At 56.9% G+C, this 18,116-nt stretch carries 8 protein-coding genes; 3 read left to right on the forward strand and 5 right to left on the reverse strand.

Going from position 1 to position 18,116, the window contains the following annotated elements; genetic code table 11:
* Nucleotides 1-59 precede the first annotated feature (59 nt).
* Nucleotides 60-8,552, reverse strand: coding sequence for a glucoamylase family protein (locus tag ABOK31_RS19635; protein WP_349960093.1), 8,493 nt, complete (start codon nt 8,550-8,552; stop codon nt 60-62).
* A 470-nt stretch (nt 8,553-9,022) separates the two neighbouring features.
* Between ABOK31_RS19635 and ABOK31_RS19640 the strand changes: the two genes are divergently transcribed.
* Nucleotides 9,023-9,505, forward strand: coding sequence for a hypothetical protein (locus tag ABOK31_RS19640; protein WP_349960094.1), 483 nt, complete (start codon nt 9,023-9,025; stop codon nt 9,503-9,505).
* 790 nt (nt 9,506-10,295) lie between these two features.
* Here ABOK31_RS19640 and ABOK31_RS19645 read toward each other — a convergent pair.
* The 3 genes from ABOK31_RS19645 to ABOK31_RS19655 all read right to left on the reverse strand — a co-directional run bounded on the left by ABOK31_RS19645 (nt 10,296) and on the right by ABOK31_RS19655 (nt 13,488).
* A complete protein-coding gene (locus tag ABOK31_RS19645) occupies nt 10,296-11,108 on the reverse strand; it encodes a carbohydrate ABC transporter permease (protein ID WP_349961344.1) in 813 nt (270 codons plus the stop codon).
* A 17-nt stretch (nt 11,109-11,125) separates the two neighbouring features.
* Nucleotides 11,126-12,022, reverse strand: a complete 897-nt coding sequence (locus ABOK31_RS19650) for a sugar ABC transporter permease (protein WP_174180812.1) — start codon at nt 12,020-12,022, stop codon at nt 11,126-11,128.
* Between the two features lie 131 nt (nt 12,023-12,153).
* Nucleotides 12,154-13,488, reverse strand: a complete 1,335-nt coding sequence (locus ABOK31_RS19655) for an extracellular solute-binding protein (protein WP_174180814.1) — start codon at nt 13,486-13,488, stop codon at nt 12,154-12,156.
* A gap of 236 nt (nt 13,489-13,724) precedes the next feature.
* Here ABOK31_RS19655 and ABOK31_RS19660 point away from each other — a divergent pair, with 236 nt between their 5' ends.
* A complete protein-coding gene (locus tag ABOK31_RS19660) occupies nt 13,725-14,348 on the forward strand; it encodes a GNAT family N-acetyltransferase (RefSeq protein ID WP_349960097.1) in 624 nt (207 codons plus the stop codon).
* 26 nt (nt 14,349-14,374) lie between these two features.
* On the opposite strand, the gene ABOK31_RS19665 is transcribed toward ABOK31_RS19660, so the two are convergent.
* Nucleotides 14,375-16,135: a glycogen debranching protein gene (locus ABOK31_RS19665; RefSeq protein WP_349960100.1), complete on the reverse strand. Its 1,761-nt coding sequence runs from the start codon at nt 16,133-16,135 to the stop codon at nt 14,375-14,377.
* A gap of 370 nt (nt 16,136-16,505) precedes the next feature.
* Between ABOK31_RS19665 and ABOK31_RS19670 the strand changes: the two genes are divergently transcribed.
* Nucleotides 16,506-17,678 (forward strand): ROK family transcriptional regulator, encoded by a 1,173-nt coding sequence (locus ABOK31_RS19670; RefSeq protein WP_349960103.1) that lies wholly within the window; start codon nt 16,506-16,508, stop codon nt 17,676-17,678.
* Nucleotides 17,679-18,116 lie beyond the last annotated feature (438 nt).

Genomic DNA, 18,116 nt, shown 5'->3' on the forward strand with positions numbered 1-18,116 from the left:
TTTCCATACCAAGCGACAGGAAACTATATTGCAGACTTCAAATTACGACGAGATTTCGCTCACGAGGACGTGAGCGCGTATCCCGCCTGCAGATCGTCGACTACGGTCCCGTTGATCGCGACCGAGTATCTCCCGGTCGTATTTACTCTCGAAACTGAGATTTCGTAACTGCCGCTGGGAAGCTCCAGCCCGGCAGAATAACCATCCCATCCGGCCGGCAGTGCAGGCGTCACGTACAGGCGCCCGTTCTCGGTACGGATTCCGAGGATGCCTTCGATCGCCGTGCGGTAGAACCATCCGGCCGAACCGGTATACCAGCTCCAGCCGCCACGGCCTCTAAGGTCGCCTTCACCATAAACGTCACCGGCGATCACATAAGGCTCGACGCGGTAAATGTCCGCAGAGGATTTATCGAGCGCGTGGTTGATAGGATTGAGCATTTCGACAGCGCGCCAAGCGTCTTCGCCACGGCCCATACGGGCAAGAGCAAGAGCTGCCCACGTTGCGGCATGGGTATATTGGCCGCCGTTTTCACGGACACCCGGCGGGTAAGCCTTGATAACACCAGGATCGTTGACTGGCTTGACGAAAGGCGGCGTCAGCAGGCGAATGAGCTTGCCTTCGTCATCAACCAGTTTGTCGAGGACCGCGTTCATGGCCATGTTGCTGCGGTCGGCATCCCCCTCGCCCGAGAGCACGCTCCAGGATTGGGCAATCGAGTCGATCTTGTCTTCCGCCGACTGGCTGGAACCCAGCGGAGCGCCGTTGTCGTAATAGCCGCGGCGATAATATTCGCCGTCCCAGCCGGCGGTCTCGATCGCGGCTTTGAGCTTTGCCAGATGATCCGACCAGCGGCCGGCGCGTTGCGTGTCGCCGCGGGTTTCGGCGTAGGCGATGAAGCGACGCAAGGCGCCTGCGAGGAACCAACCCAACCAAACGCTTTCGCCGCGGCCGGCGATGCCGACACGATCCATCTTGTCGCACCAGTCGCCGCTCATCATCAACGGCAACCCGTTGACGCCTGTCCGCTTGATCGCGAGATCGAGGCCAAGGGCAGCATGCTCGTAAAGCGATGCGGCCTCGTCGGAAACACGCGGTTGCAGGAATGCGTCATACTGGCCGGGGCTGAGCTGCGCGCCTTCGACGAAGGGCAGCATCTCGTCCATGATCGAACTGTCGCCGGTCACCGTGCAATATTGGTCGACGGCATAGGCAAGCCACACGGGATCGTCAGAGATGTTCGTGCGAACGCCAGCACCGCTATTTTCGAGCCACCAGTGCTGGAAATCACCTTCGGCGAACTGGCGCCGGCCGGTATTGAGAATCTGCTTGCGTGCGATCTCAGGCGAATGCAGCAGGAAGGCCAGCGAATCCTGCAGCTGATCGCGCAGGTTCCACGCGCCGCTCGACTGGTAGAAGGCGGTGCGGGCCATGATGCGGCAGCTATAGGTCTGATAAGGCAACCAATTGTTGACCATGAAGTCGAGCCGCTGATCCGGCGTCGAAACACGCGCCTTGCCGGTGAAGTTCCGCCAGAACTCACGCGTTTTTACAAGAACGTCCTCGAAGCTGATGGAGCGGATGTCGGCGATGAGAACCGCCGCTTCTTCCTGCGAGGCGGCGTCACCCATGTAAAAGCAGATGTCACGCACTTCGCCGGGTTCGATCGTCAGGTCGAATGCCATGGCGGCTGCTGGATCACCATCGAGATCGACAGCATTGGAGAGCCGCGAGCCGGCCGAAACCGTGCGCGGTTGCTGGATCGTTCCGTGCCGGCCGAGAAATTCGCGGCGGCTGGTGGAAACGCTCGACGGCGCCTCGCTTGCCGCAAATGCCGCCACGCGCGTTCCGAAACTGACGCTGAACGGATTCTTCGCAAAGACCGCCCCACTTACACTGTCGAAGCTCGATATGATGAAGGGTTTGCTCTTCGTCGGGTTGTTGCCGAGAATCCATTCGGCATAACCGTAGAGACGAAGCTTGCGTGCCTCACCCGCATCATTGCGGATACGCAGCTGCGTCAGCTTGACCGGCTTTTCCATGTGGAGGGTCTGGGTGACCTCAAGGGAAATCTCGTCCTGCACCGTCGAGAAGACCGAATAGCCGAGGCCGTGGCGGGCTTCGAAGCGTGTGTCCGAGCGCTGTGCCAGCGACGCGTAGGGTACGATGACGGAGCCGCGATCGAGATCCTTCAGGTAGAAGGCCTCGCCCGGACGGTTGGTGACCATGTCGTTGGTCCAGGGCGTCAATTGATGATCGCGGGAGTTCTGGCTCCAGGTAAAGGCGGCGCCTTCGGCCGAGACATGGAAGCCGAAATTCTCATTGGCCACGATGTTGACCCAGGGATGCGGCGTCTGTTCGCCACCAGACAGGCGCACGACATATTCGCTGCCGTCGGCCGCGAAACCACCATAGCCGTTCCAGAAGGCAAGATCGCCGCCCTCGATCGACGCGGCCTCCGCAACATCGCGAACCATGCGCGGTACCAGGGTGGAATCGCCCCACTGACCAAGCAGTGCAGGCGAACCGGCAACGGAACGGGCTTTCTGCACCTGGTCGATGAGGCTGCCGTCGCGACCACGCAACACGACGCGCGAGGCGGCGATGATGGCGTCATAGGCTTCGGCGTCCATCAGATCCTTGCGCAGGACATAGATGTTGCGCTGGATACCGGCGATCTCGCTGGCGTGACGCGCTGCGTCACAGAGCTGGTCTATGGTGCGCTGCATTTCGGCAGCCGCCTCGCCGGTGCGTTCGTTGAAGATGACGAGATCGACCTCGACCCCGCGCGATTGCAGCAGCCCTTGCGCACGCAGCAATTCCTTGACGAGATCCGTACCGAGCTCGTCGGTAATGCGCAATGTCATCAGCGGTGCATCGCCAGACAGTGTCGCACCCCAAAGAACGGATTGCGACTTCAGGCCTTCGCGAACCGCCTTGTTGTCGGCGCGCAGCGCCATGTCGGGATAGATGATGTAGCGGGCGAAGCGCTGGTAGGCGGCCGCCTCCTTCGAATTGACGCCGATCTGACGCAACTGGCTCTGCGTTCTCGTCCATGCCTGAACGAGCCCTTGGGCAAAGCTCTCAGGCTGGCGATAATGCTCAACCGCTGCCTCGAGTTCAGCCCGTTCGGCTGCAGCGATGGTCCAGAAGGTTACGCTGACCTTCTCACCGGCCGGCACGCGAAGCGTCCGGCGCAGCGACAGGCAGGTATCCATCGTGAAGCCACTGCTATTGGAGAGTTCCGCGCCGGCGTCGAAGGCGGCGGCTTCCGTCAGCGTGCGTCCTCGTCCAAGGAAGCGCATGCGATCCGTCTCGTGATGCGTCGGCAGATCTTCGCCCGAGGTATCGACGATGAGGTGGGCGATGGCGACTTCGGGGTCCGTCACGCCACGCTTCTGGCGCTCCACGAAGATCGCATCGCCTTTCGCGGCGACTTCGGTCTTCAGGAACATGCGGGCAAAGACGGGGTGACCCGTATCGACGGCATCGAGCGTGGCGACAGGCTCCATGTAGGAGGTCACTTCGATGACCCGGTCTTCCGTGCCGGTATTGGTGATCGTCAGACGCCGGCCTTCGGCATCGTGATTGCTTGCGACGAAGACCTCCATTTCGCTCGTCAGGTCGCCGACGGTCTTGAAGAATTCCGCCTTGTCGTCGCTGAAGCTCACCCGAACATGCTCGTTGGCGATCGAGCGCGGCTCAGCAGTCGCAGACCACCATTCGTTCGATGCGGTGTCGCGCAGAAAGACGAACGATCCCCAGCGATCCTCGGTCGGATCGGCACGCCAGCGGTTGATGGAAAGGTTCTTCCAGCGACTGTAACCGGAACCGGTCGCCGTCAGCATGGTGGAGTAACGGCCGTTCGACAGCAGCAGCAACTCGCGCTCGCGCGATGCGGGGTCTTCCAGACGACGCACTTCCGGACGCATCAGGTCGCCCTGGATGGTCGCAGGCGCATCGGTCTCATGCTTGGCGGCCATGACGGGAATGTCGCGCGGCGCCTTTTCCTGCAGCAGCAATTCGGCCGCCTCGATCACGGGATCGGCATGGAACAGCTCGCGCAGCAGGCCGTCGAAAGCAACGTTGGCGACAGCGGCGATCGACATGCCGTGATGGTGGGCATAGTAGTTATAGACCACCGCACACTGCTTGCCTTCAGGCACGCGGCTTGCCGTGAAGTCGACGGCATCATGAAAACCATACATGCCGAGCGCACCGACGGCCCGCAGCCGATCGAGGTTTTCGAGGGCTGCGACCGGATTGTACTGGCTGGCCAACAGCGAAGCATAAGGCGCGATGACGGCGTTCTGTCCAAGACCGCGTTTCAGGCCGAGCGTCGGCACTCCGAAATTGCTGTACTGATAGTTCATCTGATGGTCGCGGGCGTTGAAGGCCGCTTCCGAGATGCCCCAGGGCGTGCCGAGCTTGCGCGCATAGTTCATCTGCTCGAGAACGATCAGATTGTTGGTCTGGTTGAGAATCCCACCGCTGCGCTCCTGCATGACGAGCGGCGGCATCAGATATTCAAACATCGAGCCGGACCAGGAAACCAGCGCCCCGCGCGCGCCGACAGGCACGACATGGCGGCCGAGCTTGTACCAGTGCTCGGTCGGCAGATCACCCTTAGCGACCGAGAAGAGGCTCGTCAGGCGAGCTTCCGAGGCGAGCAGATCGTAGCAGGCCGCGTCCACTTCTTCCGTCTCGACGCGGAAGCCGATCGACAACAGCCGGCGCTCGGGACGGTAGAGGAAGCTGAAATCCATATCGAAGGCGATTTCGCGGGCGCGATTGCCGATCCGGGTCAGCCTTTCGCTGATGTCAGGTGCCTGCGCAAGATCGAAAGCCTTGTCGACCTGATGGAGCTCGCAGGTTTCGACCAGCTTCTCCGCCCAATGCACGACCTCGTCGCTCTGCGTTGTCTTGACTTCCCTGTCGAGGCTTCCGGCAAGCTCGCGGATTTCTCGTGCCTGTCCCGCAAATCGCTCGATCAGGCCCGAGGAGAACTCCTTTTCCCGTTTGCCCGTCGCGACCGCCGCTTCGAGTTCGGCAATCCGGCCGTCAAGCCGGTCATGGAGCGATCGGTTTGATTTTGTGTCGTCACCGAGCTCAGAAAGCACCTCTCGCAAAATTGCGGCGACATCACCGATGCCGTCAAGATCCGTATGAATGTGGGCTAGAGGGGATTGAGCCCAGATGCGGCATGCCGATGAAACGGCAATCAGGTGCCCGGCAAAATTGCCGCTATCGACCGACGACACATATCTGCGGCCAAGCGGCTTCAGCGTGTCCGTGTGATACCAGTTGAAGAGGTGTCCGCGATATTTTTCCAGCTTTTCGACCGTCTCGATCGTCTGTTCGATACGCTTGACCGCGTCTACGAACGAAATCCAGCCGAAACGACGCGCCGAAATGACCGACAGCAGATAGACACCGATATTGGTCGGCGACGTACGCATGGCAACGACGGCATGCGGCGTCTGCTGAACGTTGTCAGGCGGCAGAAAATGCTGATCCGGGACGACGAAATGATCGAAGTAGCGCCAGGTGCGCCTTGCGATCTTGCGCAATTCGTTGCGAACCTGATCGGGCACGACGAGCCGGTCTTCGGTTTCCGCCGTCTGGCTGACCAGCCAGGCAATGGCTGGCGATAGCGCCCAGAGAAGGACGAATGGAAGTCCGACCAGCCAGGCGATGTCGCCGGAAGAGGCTGCGAAGATCAATGCCAGGATGGCCAGCAGCGGTGCGCGCCACATCACCTTGTAATGGCCGAGGATCGTCGTCTGGGCCATGGCCTGGGCGCTTGCTGCAGTGCGCCACTGCAGCATCAGCTTGCGACTGACGAACAGCCGGTAAAGCGAGCGGATGATTGCGTCGGCCATGACACAGGCGATGTCGGCAATGAAAATGATGCGTAGCGCCACCTGGGCATTGGCATTCTCAATGTCTTTCCAGACAGTATGGAGATGCGCCTGCAAGATGATGTCGCTGGTTCGCGGGATGATGCCGTTGATCAGTGACAATGTCGGAGCAACGAACAAGCTGAAGATCAACAGGATCTGCCAGACAAGCGCACCGAGAGGATCCATCCAGTACCAGCCGAGCACGGACGCCAAAAGCCACGCGATCGGGGTGAGCGAGCGGCGCAAATTATCGAGCATCTTCCAGCAGCCGAGCGCGGTGATGCCACGGCGATCGTCGAAAATATAAGGGAGAAGCTGCCAGTCGCCGCGTGCCCAGCGATGCTGGCGCGAGACTTCGACCTCGTAGCGGATGGGGAAATCCTCAACCAGCTCACAGTCCGTCACCAGCCCGCATCGCGCCATCGAACCTTCGAGCAGGTCATGGCTCAGAACGGAGTTTTCGCTGATCCGGCCCTTCAGCGAGGCCTCGAACGCGTCGACATGATAGAGACCCTTACCTGTGAAGGTGCCCTCGCCGGTGATGTCCTGGTAAACGTCGGAAACTGCAAAGACGTAAGGGTCGAGACCGCGATTGACCGAAAAGACGCGCTGGAAGGCGGAGGCGTCCTTGCCCGTCGTCAGCGATGGTGTCACACGCGGCTGCAGAACGCCGTAGCCATCGACGACACGCTGTTTCTTGTCGTCAAAAACCGGGCGATTGATCGGATGATGCATCTTACCGACAAGCTTGGTGACGGTATCGCGAACAACACGTGTATCGCTGTCCAGCGTCATGACATACTTGACGTCCGCCGGCACCACATCGACGCCCGGCAAAAAGCTCGTGTCCGGGCTGCCGCGCAGCAGCATGTTGAGTTCGTGCAACTTGCCGCGCTTACGCTCCCAGCCCATCCAGACGCCTTCGGCCGGGTTATACTGCCGGCGGCGATGAAGGAGGTAGAAGCGTTGTTTGCCATCTTCGGAATAACGCGATTCCAGTTCGGCGATCTGGCTGCGCGCATAATCGAGGACTTCGAGGTCGCGGGCAGTCTGTTCTTCGGCGGCGTCCGGCCAATCGGTCAGAAGCGCGTAATAGGTCTCACCGCGGGCATTGGCGAGATAATGCACCTCAAGATTGCGCACGAGCTCGTCGACATGCTCGCGCCTGCCAATCAGGGAGGGAATGGTGACGAGCGTGCGCGCGTCCGCAGGCAATCCCTTCTTGAATTCATAACCGACCAGACGGTCCGGCGTAATGAAGAACGTGGCGAAGAAATTGAAGAGGCCGGTCGCGCCCTCGGATGCCGGCAGCGCGAACATCAGCAACAGAATGATCGTCGCGAAAAGCGGCATGCCGGTGTCGACGAAAACCCACTCGACCAGAACCAGGGCGAGCAACGTCAGGAAGAGCACCGGAACGGCGATCGAAAGCCAGTTCAACTTGCGGACCAGGCGCATAAACCGCAGGCCAAGCGTCGGCCGGAAGCCGATCGCCGCCTCAAGCGCCCGGCGACCATTGCCAACGAAATAGTAGCCAACGTTGCCAGCAGATCCGTCCCTGCTCTCGATCTTTGCACGATCAGTCAGCTGGACTGCCGCCTCGGCAATATCCATTTCCGTCTTGTCGGAGCGTTTTGCGAGCTTTTCGATCTGGCGACGGTAGCTGTTGCGAGAGCCGGAATCGAGCTCAGCATAATCCGTCTGCTGCCAGAGGAGCTTATCGATAGTGCTGACCTCTTCGACCCATTCTGACCAATCGGTGTCGTTGATCTCGCGCAGACTTTTGATGATGCTGCCCATCAGCGCATTGGCCGCGCCAAGACGGGTCTGCTCGGCCGACATGACCGCTTCGGCATTCGTTCCCTTGGCGGACAGCTTGCCTTCGAGCCAGTTCAACGCGGCCTCGGTTGGCTCAAGTGCATTGCGAAGGCGATAGTGCAGCTGCGTGACGAAGGTCGTGTCATCGATATTGGCGGCCAGCGTCTCCAGATATTGTGCTGCACCGGCGTCACCGAGCGAAATTGCCTCGGTGGCTGCAACATTGGCGGCCGTACGCATTTCGCGGCTTTTGTCGATCTGTGATGCCACCCGGCGAAGATTGTCGATCAACACGTAGCGCACCAGCGACGGCAGCGCCCAGAGCTCGCCGATCCGCAGGGTTTCCCGGTCCTGAAATCCTTCCGTTACCGCCGTCATGCCGGCATTGCTGATATTGCTGTGCGCATGCGCCATGTAGAGCCAGGCGAGCGCGAGGGTGCGCGGCACTTCCGTCCCGTCAAGATTGATCTTGCGCAATTCGCGATAGAACTTCTTCGGAAAGTCACGGCGAACTTCCTGGATCGCTTCCTCGACGATGTAATGATTGTCGAGCAGCCATTCGGCAGCGGGCGTGATACTCTCGCCGGCGTCGACATCCATCGCGGCGGCGCGATAAACCCTGAGAATTTCGCTCTCGTTCTCCTTATGCCGGAGATAGAAATCGAAGCTATTGAACTTACAGAGGTCAAGCGTGCGCGTTTCAGCAAACTTTGCCGCCCTCACCCTCAGCTGATCGTTGGACAGAAGAGCGGCACGAATTCCGAATTCGCGATCCGAATGAACCATCTGGGGAATTGAAGCAGAATCGTTGACAGTATCTTTAGACGACATGTGTCTTTCACTTTTGTCGCGACGTTTCTCGAATACTAGGTTCTAGAAACGAGACCCGCGAGCCTGAGATCTTCGTTGCAATACCCCACTTGACAGCAACCGGGGCAACCGTTGCCACTTAACTAGCTGCAACACCCTGAACGCACGATTAATCGTTTGATACGTTCGGCAACCTTAGCCGCTGTTGAGGCCATCTTCTTCAAGGCCGGCACTCCAAACTTGGCATATTGTTGACCATCAGGGGTGCTCGGTGGACGCCCCCCATGGTGAGCGAATGTCTCTGTCTAATTATCGCATCCTTTTTTATCTTCGACAGATGGCCAGCCTCTAAATCTTCCAGCAAAGCCCGTTAGCGTCGCCCCACAATCACTTTCTTCATCTTACTCTTGAATTAATTGACACGCGATCTGGCGTCATATTTTATCCTGTAAGTTCACGAATAAATTGAACTTCTCGGAGGAAGAGTTGTAATGGCGGTGATTGCCCCCACCCTCTCTCATGTGCTTGAAAATATTGAGCGGTTCAAGGGAGAACTAGACGGCGACGCCGATCTTCAGCGTCGACTTGCTTACGCCCGCGCTTGGTACGCCCATCAAACCGAGGACGGAAAATGGCTATTCGCGCCGATGAAATTTTGTGGTTACAAGAATATGACCGCAAAGAAATACGACGACAGGCGCGATGGGCGCCGCACGGAGAAACAGCTAAAAACCTGGTTCACCCGCGTGCCCGAAGCCGATCAGTTTTTTCAAGAGTTATCGGATGCACTCACGATCTTCCTCGCCGGCTATGGCAAGTCGCCGAGTACAGCCTTTAGGATCAGCGTTACCAATGATTTCCACCAGAGCAAGAACGGCCTATCGCCCGATGATCGTGCCTTGGCCAATCTGCTGATTGCTGTAACAAGTCGCCTGTCACCTGAGGAACGCGCCCGGCTGAGAGCCGCCCTATAGGTGCAGGTCCTGCACTTCCCATGATGGGGATAGGGTTTGTGGACATACCAGGGCGATACGAAAGATATCCCTATAGAGATTCGTATCGATACCTGCGTAACCTTGTTGATTTGCGCCGAGAATTGCCCGGAGGTTTGGACTGAACCTCTTGGACCGGACCACGGGACACGGAAAGACCGATACTGTGCATATCATGGCAAGGCTTTGCCGCCCGACTTTCTGGAGACGTTGATCTTACAGTTCGGCAAGCCTGTGTCTCAAACAGGTACGCCGGATAACGGGCAGTTCTGGTGGGAGGGGGACGGCATGGATGTGTCGGTGGCGCGGGACGAGAAACAGCGCTTTGTCGATTTCAAAAGCCCGGTCCGATGATCTGAAGAAGGAAAGAAGAGATCGATTTACTGTCTGCCATCTTGCTAGCCCCGCCTTAGGTCTCTGGATTTCTGGTATTCCGTGCGACATTTTTCTCGCCGTTGTCGCGTATATCTCGAACATCGAAGCCAAAAGCCTGGATCGTAGATCGAAACGATGACGGCTATCGGTCAACTATTGGGACATGCTTGGCTTTTGCACTCCGGTCTTTGTAGGCGTTCTGGATCCGGGATTTCATGCCTCTCGATGCAGCGACACTGATCGCCCGAGCAGCTTGATTGCATAGATCTCACTTGTAAGGGACCGCCCTTCCCTCGCCTGCTTGTTGTGAACGTGGGATGATACGAAAGAAGGCGCCCGCCGCTTCGCGGCGCCCGCGCGCGTGGCCGATCTCTTCAGAAACGAGATCAACATAGTTTTATTTTGTCGCTCCAGCCGTGAGGCCTGTGATGAGTTTCCGCTGGAATAGCATGTAGGCAAGAATGAGCGGCCCGATGACAATGACAGCGCCCGCCGTTAACACGGGTGTATTGACCGTATAGCGCCCCTGGAAAAATAACATACCAATTGGCAAGGTGCGGTAGTTATCGTCATTGACAAGGACAAGTGGGATAAGAAACTCGTTCCATGTCCAAATAAATAGAAACAATGCCAGCGTGGACATTGCCGGTAATGTCAGAGGTACAATAACCTTGAACAGAATATGGCGCCTAGACGCCCCATCCAGAACCGCCGCCTCCACAATTTCCGATGGCAACTGCTGCATTGCACTTGCCATGAACATGGTCGCAAAGGGCATTGACATCGCAATTTGTGGAAGAATTAGTGCCGCATAGGTATTGATGAGGCCAACATGACGCATTTCATAGTATAGTGGAATGATGAAGGCTTCGGTCGGCACCATCATACCGACAGTTAAGAGAGCAAAGATGGTTCGCCTGAACGGGAAGCTCAGAAATGCGAAGCCAAATCCCGTCAATGTTCCAAGTATGATGCTGACGACGATGACGGGGAAAACGATAAGAACTGAATTCAAGAAATAGACGTTAAACCGCCCATCGATCCAGGCATTCGCGTAATTTTCGAAATGTGGATAGGCCGGAAGTACAAATGCACCTTGTAAAAGGTCAGCGCGGCTCTTCAGAGAAGTCAGTATCAGAAGGGCAAACGGAACAACCGTAAGGATTGCAAATAGCCAAAGAACCATGCGCGAAGGCAATGCAGTACTCATTTCACGAGAAATTCTGCTCACGATGCGCTTCCCTCATTCAATGGCCGCACCAATCGGTGAACAGCATAGTTGATTATAAAGACCAGGATCGCACCTATGATGGCAACAGCTGAAGCATATCCATAGCGGTTCAATTGAAAGCCAAGTTCGTACATATAAATATTGGGAACAATGGTTGCGTTGGCGGGACCGCCTCTAGTCATTGTGAAGATCAGATCGAAGCTCTTGATGGAAGAAATTATGGTGAGGAGGAGCGCGATGCGTATTTCCGGAAGAAGAAGCGGGAGTGTAATGAAGAAAAAGATCCTGCTGCCGCTGGCGCCATCGACTTTTGCCGCTTCAAACAGTGAAGGATCTATCCGTTGAATACCGGAAAGAAACAAAACCATGCAGAAACCGAAGAAATACCAGCTGGCAACAAGGCCTACCGCCGGCAAGACAAAGGTGAAGTCGCCGAGCCACGGTAACGCAATCGAACCTAGCCCAATCAGCTTCAACGCCTGATTAATGGGGCCGAAGGCAGGATTGTAAAGCCAATGCCAAATGATGCCCAGCACGGCGGTAGGCATGATATAGGGTAGGAACAATAGCGTACGTAACGCGAACTGTTCGCGCTGCCTGAGCGTCCAGATCATCGCGGCAAGTGCGAGGCCGACGACAAGCGGGATGACGCAATAAAACACCATGAAAAGAGCGTTGTTTTTCAGCGCTATGTAGAAAGTCTCATCTGAGAACAATTTTGCAAAATTGCCGATCCCGATCCAATTGGGTGCACTGATGCCGTCCCATTCGGTGAAACTGATACCGATTGCTGCAACAATAGGACCGAGGACAAGAGCAAAATAAAGCAGCAAACCGGGCAGAATATAAATGAGATTTCTGCTGGCCTTTGCGTCAAGTGGCGAGCGTTTCATGCACCATCTCGGAAATATGCCAGATGTCGAATTGCTCCGCTCTGGCCGTGATCAGGATAGACATACCGAAGTTTCCCGCCGCCGCTTCTCGTCAATGGAGTAGCGCGGCGGGATTGGTGTGTCGGCGACAATCACTTGCTCTTCATGTAAGCAGCATAATCCGCATCAAGCTTGCCGATCAGTTCTTCGGGCGTTTCCTTGTTCGCAAGCAGCAAAGGCGTGTTTTCATCAAACGTCTTGAGCATGGTTGGGCTCGCCCAGTCGGGATAATGTCCAAGTGCGTTGTTATCATTCAACGATTTCCAGATCGCGATGCCTTCTTTCAGGAGCGGAGAGGCGCTGACGCCGGCATCTTCCGGAACTGGGGTTGCAGGCAAGTAGCCGGCATGGACCCAGGTAACGGACGCGTCCTTGGAGACCATATAGTTGATGTACTCGCCGGCGAGATCCTTCATTTTGTCGCTCTTGGCCAGGCTCGTGATCGCCCAGGCAAGGTCGACGCCGCCAACCGAAAGCGGGTGCTTGATGCCGGCGGGTGCCGGGATCGGCATGAAATGGATGTCGGGATTGGTCTGCATCTCGCCGAAGTACCAGGTTCCGGAAATCAGAAAGGCGCCTTGGCCGGCGACAAAAAGCTGAACGGCATCATCACCCGAAATGCCCTGGTAACCGTCAAAAAAGTACCCGTTTTTTGCCCAGTTCTGGACAAGTCTGACCGATTCCAGATTACCGGGCGTATTCCAGGTACCACCGCGGCCGTAGATCAGATCATCGAGCGCTTTTCGATCGGATGCATCGATATGCGCCTGACTGATCCCGGCCAACATATGGAGCGCCAGGTGGCCCTTGGCCGTGCCGATCGTCAGCGGTGCAGTGCCCGCCGCCTTCACCTTATCCAAGGCCGCGAGGAAATCGTCGAAGTTCTTGATCGGAAGCTCGACACCGGCGGCTTTCAAAACTTTTTCATTATAATAAAGGCCCACGATTTCGGCGAGCGAGGAGATGCCGTAGGTCTCACCGACACCGAACTCGCCCTTGCTCGACCAGCGGTCACGCGCCAAGAGGCTATCGGACTGGTTTTTATCCCATCCATATTTCTTGAGATAGGTGTCGACGGGAACGAGAAGGTTTTCCTTCACCATCGCACCCATCGCGCCTGCGCCCTGGTTGACCTTGGTCACCACTGGGCCATCACCGGACGAAACCGCAAGCTTGAGCGTAAGATTGAGATCCTGGAAGTCGCGTACGGTATGGTCAAGCTTAACGTCGGGATGCGCCTTCTGGAAATTGGCGTTGAGCTCGGTCATCACGGCAGCCCGCGACTCCGAATCATGGTCGTCCCACACCGTGAGCGTCTCGGCAAAGACAGTCGTTGATATGCCGAACCCCACAAAAGTGGCGCCCGCCAAAATACCTGCCTTCTTCAGAATGGATGCTATGTTGATAGAAATGAAATCGCTAAACATTGATTGGTTCCCTCTAGCTGCGTTTTGGCAGTTCCTATCGATTCCAACCGGCCGGTCTTGCTGGGACGAGCCGAATGTCTTGCATCGTCAGGCCTTTACTGGTCCGACGAATTTCCTTATCTTTTTCAAAAAATCCGCGGGCTTTTATCCCGAGGATGCAGTTCCTCAAACTTCCCAGTTTTACTGCTGCCTGACGTCAGTTCGCGCCGTGCAGCGGCCAGCAAATCGATGGTGCGATGCCTCCTAAGATCGACAATTATTTGATCCGTCCAGCCACCGAGGACGACGTTGACGCCCTTTTTCACATTTGCCTGGTGACGGCTGACGCGGGAGCCGACGCGAGCACGCTTTACAGCAATCCGCGCCTTCCCGGTTATGTATGGGCGGTCCCCTATCTCAAATTCGCTCCGGAGTTCGCATTCGTTCTTGCCAAACACGACCGGGTCGTCGGTTATGTTGTCGGTACGCCGGATACCGCCAGCTTTGACAAGGCGCTTGACAGAAACTGGTGGCCGCTTGTTCGCCACGAGATCGCCGGTCTGATACCCAGCGCCGAAAAAGACGCCGATGTTCTGGAGCGAATAGCCAATCCTCATAGCGGGACGTCGGGCCTTGAAGTGACTTATCCCGCGCATCTTCATATCAATATTCTGCCCGAAGCCCAATCGGGCGGATGGGGACGCCTGATGATCGAAACCATGCTCAACAAGCTTTCGGGCCATGGCGTAGCTGCGGTCCATCTTGGCGTCAGCCCCGCAAACGAACGCGCCAAAGGCTTCTACAGGCATCTCGGTTTCGAAGAACTCAGCCATAACGATCACCTTGCCTTCGTTATGAAATTGGATAGGCCGGCAGTCTGAACGGAAATTCTGCCGGCATCCGCTCATTACCTATTCTCCGCGTTCACGGCCTCCAGGCCATATTTGAGGGCGACAGCCGCCGGCATCGCGCTCCATCCCTGCAGTAGGGAGCCGCGTCCGTAGGGTGGCGAGAAATATTCGACCGCACCGGCCCAACCATTTGCCAAACAGGTTTCCCACCAGCGCATAAGCGCATAGCGTGCGCCACCGAGACCGTGGCGTATTCTTTCCTCCGCATAGACGCCGTCCCAATAAGGCCAATCGGATCCGTTGTGATAACGAAAGGGGAAGGCGGTCTTCGATCTCACGTCACTTGCCCGCTTGAACGGCGGATACGCGCACAGGACACCCCAATCACCATAGGGCTGTTTCCTATTGTTTCGAGCCTCCAGAGCCCCTTCCATGGCCTTGAGGAGGCCGATGGCACGCGTCTGCGAAATCGCCCCATAACGGGAGAGCGTCAGACTGTCGAGCACGAGATGATCCTCGACAAATCCGTCGGGGGTGACGAAATCGGCGTAGCCATTTCTGCTTGGGACGAAAAGTTTGTCCTCGATTTCAGCACGAGCGGACTGCGCTGTTTCGCTTGCCTTCTGCGCCAATGCGGGATCATGCCCGGCTCCCAATTTGGCCACGCCATCCAATGCACCGACGAAAAGGCCGAGATTGTAGGAGACGAGACCTTCCCGGTAGACATTGTCTGCCCAGTCCCGGTCGTTTCGCGGCTTGAGCGGCAGTACGCTACCTGAGCCTGCAAGCCCCAGATATCGTTCAATGATAGCCGTGACAATCGGCCAGTGCAGCAGTGCTTCTGCCGTATCCCCCGTGGCATCCACATAGTCGACGAGAAAGAGGATGAAGAAAAGCGGGCTGTCAAAATGATCGCTCCACCAATCACCTGGGCGATTGTGATGCTCCGGAACAGCCTTCCCATGATATTTCTCAGGGTTTAGTCTGCAATCGAGAACGAAGTTCTGCCAGGCGCGCGATTGCGCCGGTCCGGTCAATATCACGCCGCTCGGCGCCTCCCCGTCGGGCTGGATTCCCTTGGCCAAAAGTCGAATTTCATCGCGCACCGCTTCCGGCGCAAGCTTCAGCAGCATTTGCATCGTCCAGTAGCCATCGCGATAATAGGTGCGGGCGGGCGCGCTGTAGGCCTGACCTGCCGCCAGGCCGGCAAACACGCCATTCTCGTCCAGGCGAATGCTGGAAAGCGCGGCGTGGACGCCCTGCATCACCATGCTGCGCATCATGGGATCGGCGGCCTTGGGCGCGAGGTCGCACCGGGCTACATAACTCGCGGCTTCTGCTACGATCATGTCGCTGGCGAGACTAAATGCGGCTTCGGCCTCCGCTTCGGTGGCCCCGGCAGCAACGCGAATATCACCGTTGCTGACCTCGATGATCAGCGCACCCCAGCCGCTCACGACGATACGGCGATTATTGCGTCTGATGATCTTGGCCCGCGGACTGTCCTTGTCGATCTCATGCCACCAGGCACCGCGACGAGCCGGATGAACTCCTTCCAGACGGGCATTGCGGATCAGAAGGATGGGCTTCGACTGGGCAACAAAGATGCCACCCGCTTCGGCGATGATCCTGTTTGGACCGTAAACATAAGGTCCGGCAAGCTTGGAAAAACGTATGCGCCCCAAGCGACCGCTTCCCCAAAGAGAAAGATCAAGATACCCGTCGGGATGCGCGTCCGCCTGCAGTCGGGGCGCCATGATCGGCAGAATAACCGGGCAGCTGGTTGTGATTTCGCCTTGGGACGTGGGGGTCATCATGGCAAATCAAGCGCCTTTCAACGCGCGGTGTCGAAAATGGGATTAGGTCTGAAAACCAGGCTGCGATATCCCGCATTCCTGCGGGAATGGAGCGCTATGAAGTCCGCCGCGACTGCGGGACTATATCTCCCATCCTTTGACCTCGCTTTCATTACCCCTCCGCAATCTGCTCAGCCATTGGGCAAGTCTACAAATTGGGCGCTTAATTTGTCAATGACATGGACAAATTAAATGATTTGGTTTAGCCAAACGACTGAGATTCACTTGGATTTCGGGGTTTTTCACTTGAAGTTGACAAAGCCACAGCGCGAGATAGTTGGATTAGGCAAAGGTCCCGAACTAATTAGAGGCGGAGCGCGAGTCAGCAATCATGCCTAATGCGACCCAGACACCGATAGCGCGAAAAATCTCAACAAATTCCGTTATTCGGACCATACTTGCAAAAGGCCCTATTTCCCGCGCGGATATTGCCAAGCAAACGGGTTTGTCCAAGCAAACGATTTCCGATGTCGTTCGCAATTTGGAGAACAATGGTTGGTTGAAGCCGACCGGATACACCGATGGGCGCTTGGGGCGAACCGCGATAACCTATGAACTCGATGCAAGTGCCGGTTTCGCTGCATCCATCGATCTAGGTGGAAGCAAGATCGCCGCTATCATCTGCGATCTGGTTGGAAATATCGTTGCCGAAACCAAAGTGCCGACAAGCTCGCGCGGCGGGATCCATCTGGTTGATCAATTCCACGCCATTATACAGGACCTTGCCCGAAGCGCCTGCATCGATCTCTCCAAATTGCGCGTCATAGTGCTGGGTACGCCAGGCGTGCTTGATCCGGTCACCGGACACATCAACGTCGCCCCGAACATCCCGGGAGTCGAAACAATTGACTTGCGCCGACTCTTGAGCGACCGGATGGCAATCCCGGTCATCATCGAAAACGACGTCAATCTTGCTGCGCAGGGAGAACGATGGCGAGGGCACGGCTCCACATCAGATAATTTTGCCTTCGTGGCACTCGGCACCGGTATCGGTATGGGCATCATTGCAAATGGTAGCCTCATGCGCGGCGCACGCGGTGCCGCCGGGGAGATTGCCTATCTACCTCTCGGCGGGGAGCCATTTGATCCGGGCGGCTTTACTCTTGGCACCCTTGAAAGCGCCGTGGGCAGTGCGGCAATGGTGCGACGCTATTCCGGATATGGTGGGCAGGGCGAGGCAACTGTAGCAGATCTTTTTTCGGCTCTGGTGGCGGGCGAGCCAGCCGCGGTCGCCGTGATCGAGGAAACTTCGCGATCGATTGCGCTTGCCATTGCCGCAATAGGTACAACGCTCGACCCAGAACTGGTGATCATGGGCGGCAGTATCGGTGCGCGCCCCGAACTTGTTGAAGCTATTCGCAGATATTTGCCACGTTGCACGCCTTATCCACCTCGCATCGAGATCAGTCAGTTTGGCAATCGGGCAGCTCTGATCGGCGGCATCGGCATCGCAGTCGAGCACATGCATCGGGAGCTGTTCGGCGTCAATTTGCAAGATCCGTGAGAAGGGCATCGTATCGATGCAAATGAATTGCCAGAAGACGAACTCAACGGGCGAAGATTGAGGAGATAGCGAGCTGCCTGGCGACTGACCAAAAGAGATACACCAACAACTAGGCAATGCGTATTCGGTGCCTTGCTTGTGTGATGACGTCCCAAATCGAAGCCGGCTATTCAACAGCGGTGCTCACGACAACAAGATTAGGACGCCTATATCATCTTTCATGGATTTTAATTCTTCGACGACCCATGGCTGCACAGCTGGTGCGGTGATGTTTCATCTACCTAAGCTCGTGAAAGGTATCGAACTGAAGACCATCCAAACGACGATCGCGACGCCATTAATTAGCAGTTGGGTCTAGTTCCAGCCCGACAGCAATGGAGCGGATGACGGGCGGGCATTAGCCCGCCCGGATGACACCAGAAATATCGCTTCAACCAC

Origin of the sequence: Rhizobium sp. ZPR4 (assembly GCF_040215725.1) — a bacterium.
In the GTDB taxonomy this organism is placed as follows: Bacteria; Pseudomonadota; Alphaproteobacteria; order Rhizobiales; family Rhizobiaceae; genus Rhizobium; species Rhizobium rhizogenes_D.

Bases quoted from the DNA above. Each gene is read 5' to 3' on its own strand.
- ABOK31_RS19635 (WP_349960093.1), bottom strand. From the start codon at position 8,552: ATGTCGTCTAAAGATACTGTCAACGATTCTGCTTCAATTCCCCAGATG.
- ABOK31_RS19640 (WP_349960094.1), top strand. From the start codon at position 9,023: ATGGCGGTGATTGCCCCCACCCTCTCTCATGTGCTTGAAAATATTGAG.
- ABOK31_RS19645 (WP_349961344.1), bottom strand. From the start codon at position 11,108: ATGAGTACTGCATTGCCTTCGCGCATGGTTCTTTGGCTATTTGCAATC.
- ABOK31_RS19650 (WP_174180812.1), bottom strand. From the start codon at position 12,022: ATGAAACGCTCGCCACTTGACGCAAAGGCCAGCAGAAATCTCATTTAT.
- ABOK31_RS19655 (WP_174180814.1), bottom strand. From the start codon at position 13,488: ATGTTTAGCGATTTCATTTCTATCAACATAGCATCCATTCTGAAGAAG.
- ABOK31_RS19660 (WP_349960097.1), top strand. From the start codon at position 13,725: ATGCCTCCTAAGATCGACAATTATTTGATCCGTCCAGCCACCGAGGAC.
- ABOK31_RS19665 (WP_349960100.1), bottom strand. From the start codon at position 16,135: ATGATGACCCCCACGTCCCAAGGCGAAATCACAACCAGCTGCCCGGTT.
- ABOK31_RS19670 (WP_349960103.1), top strand. From the start codon at position 16,506: ATGCCTAATGCGACCCAGACACCGATAGCGCGAAAAATCTCAACAAAT.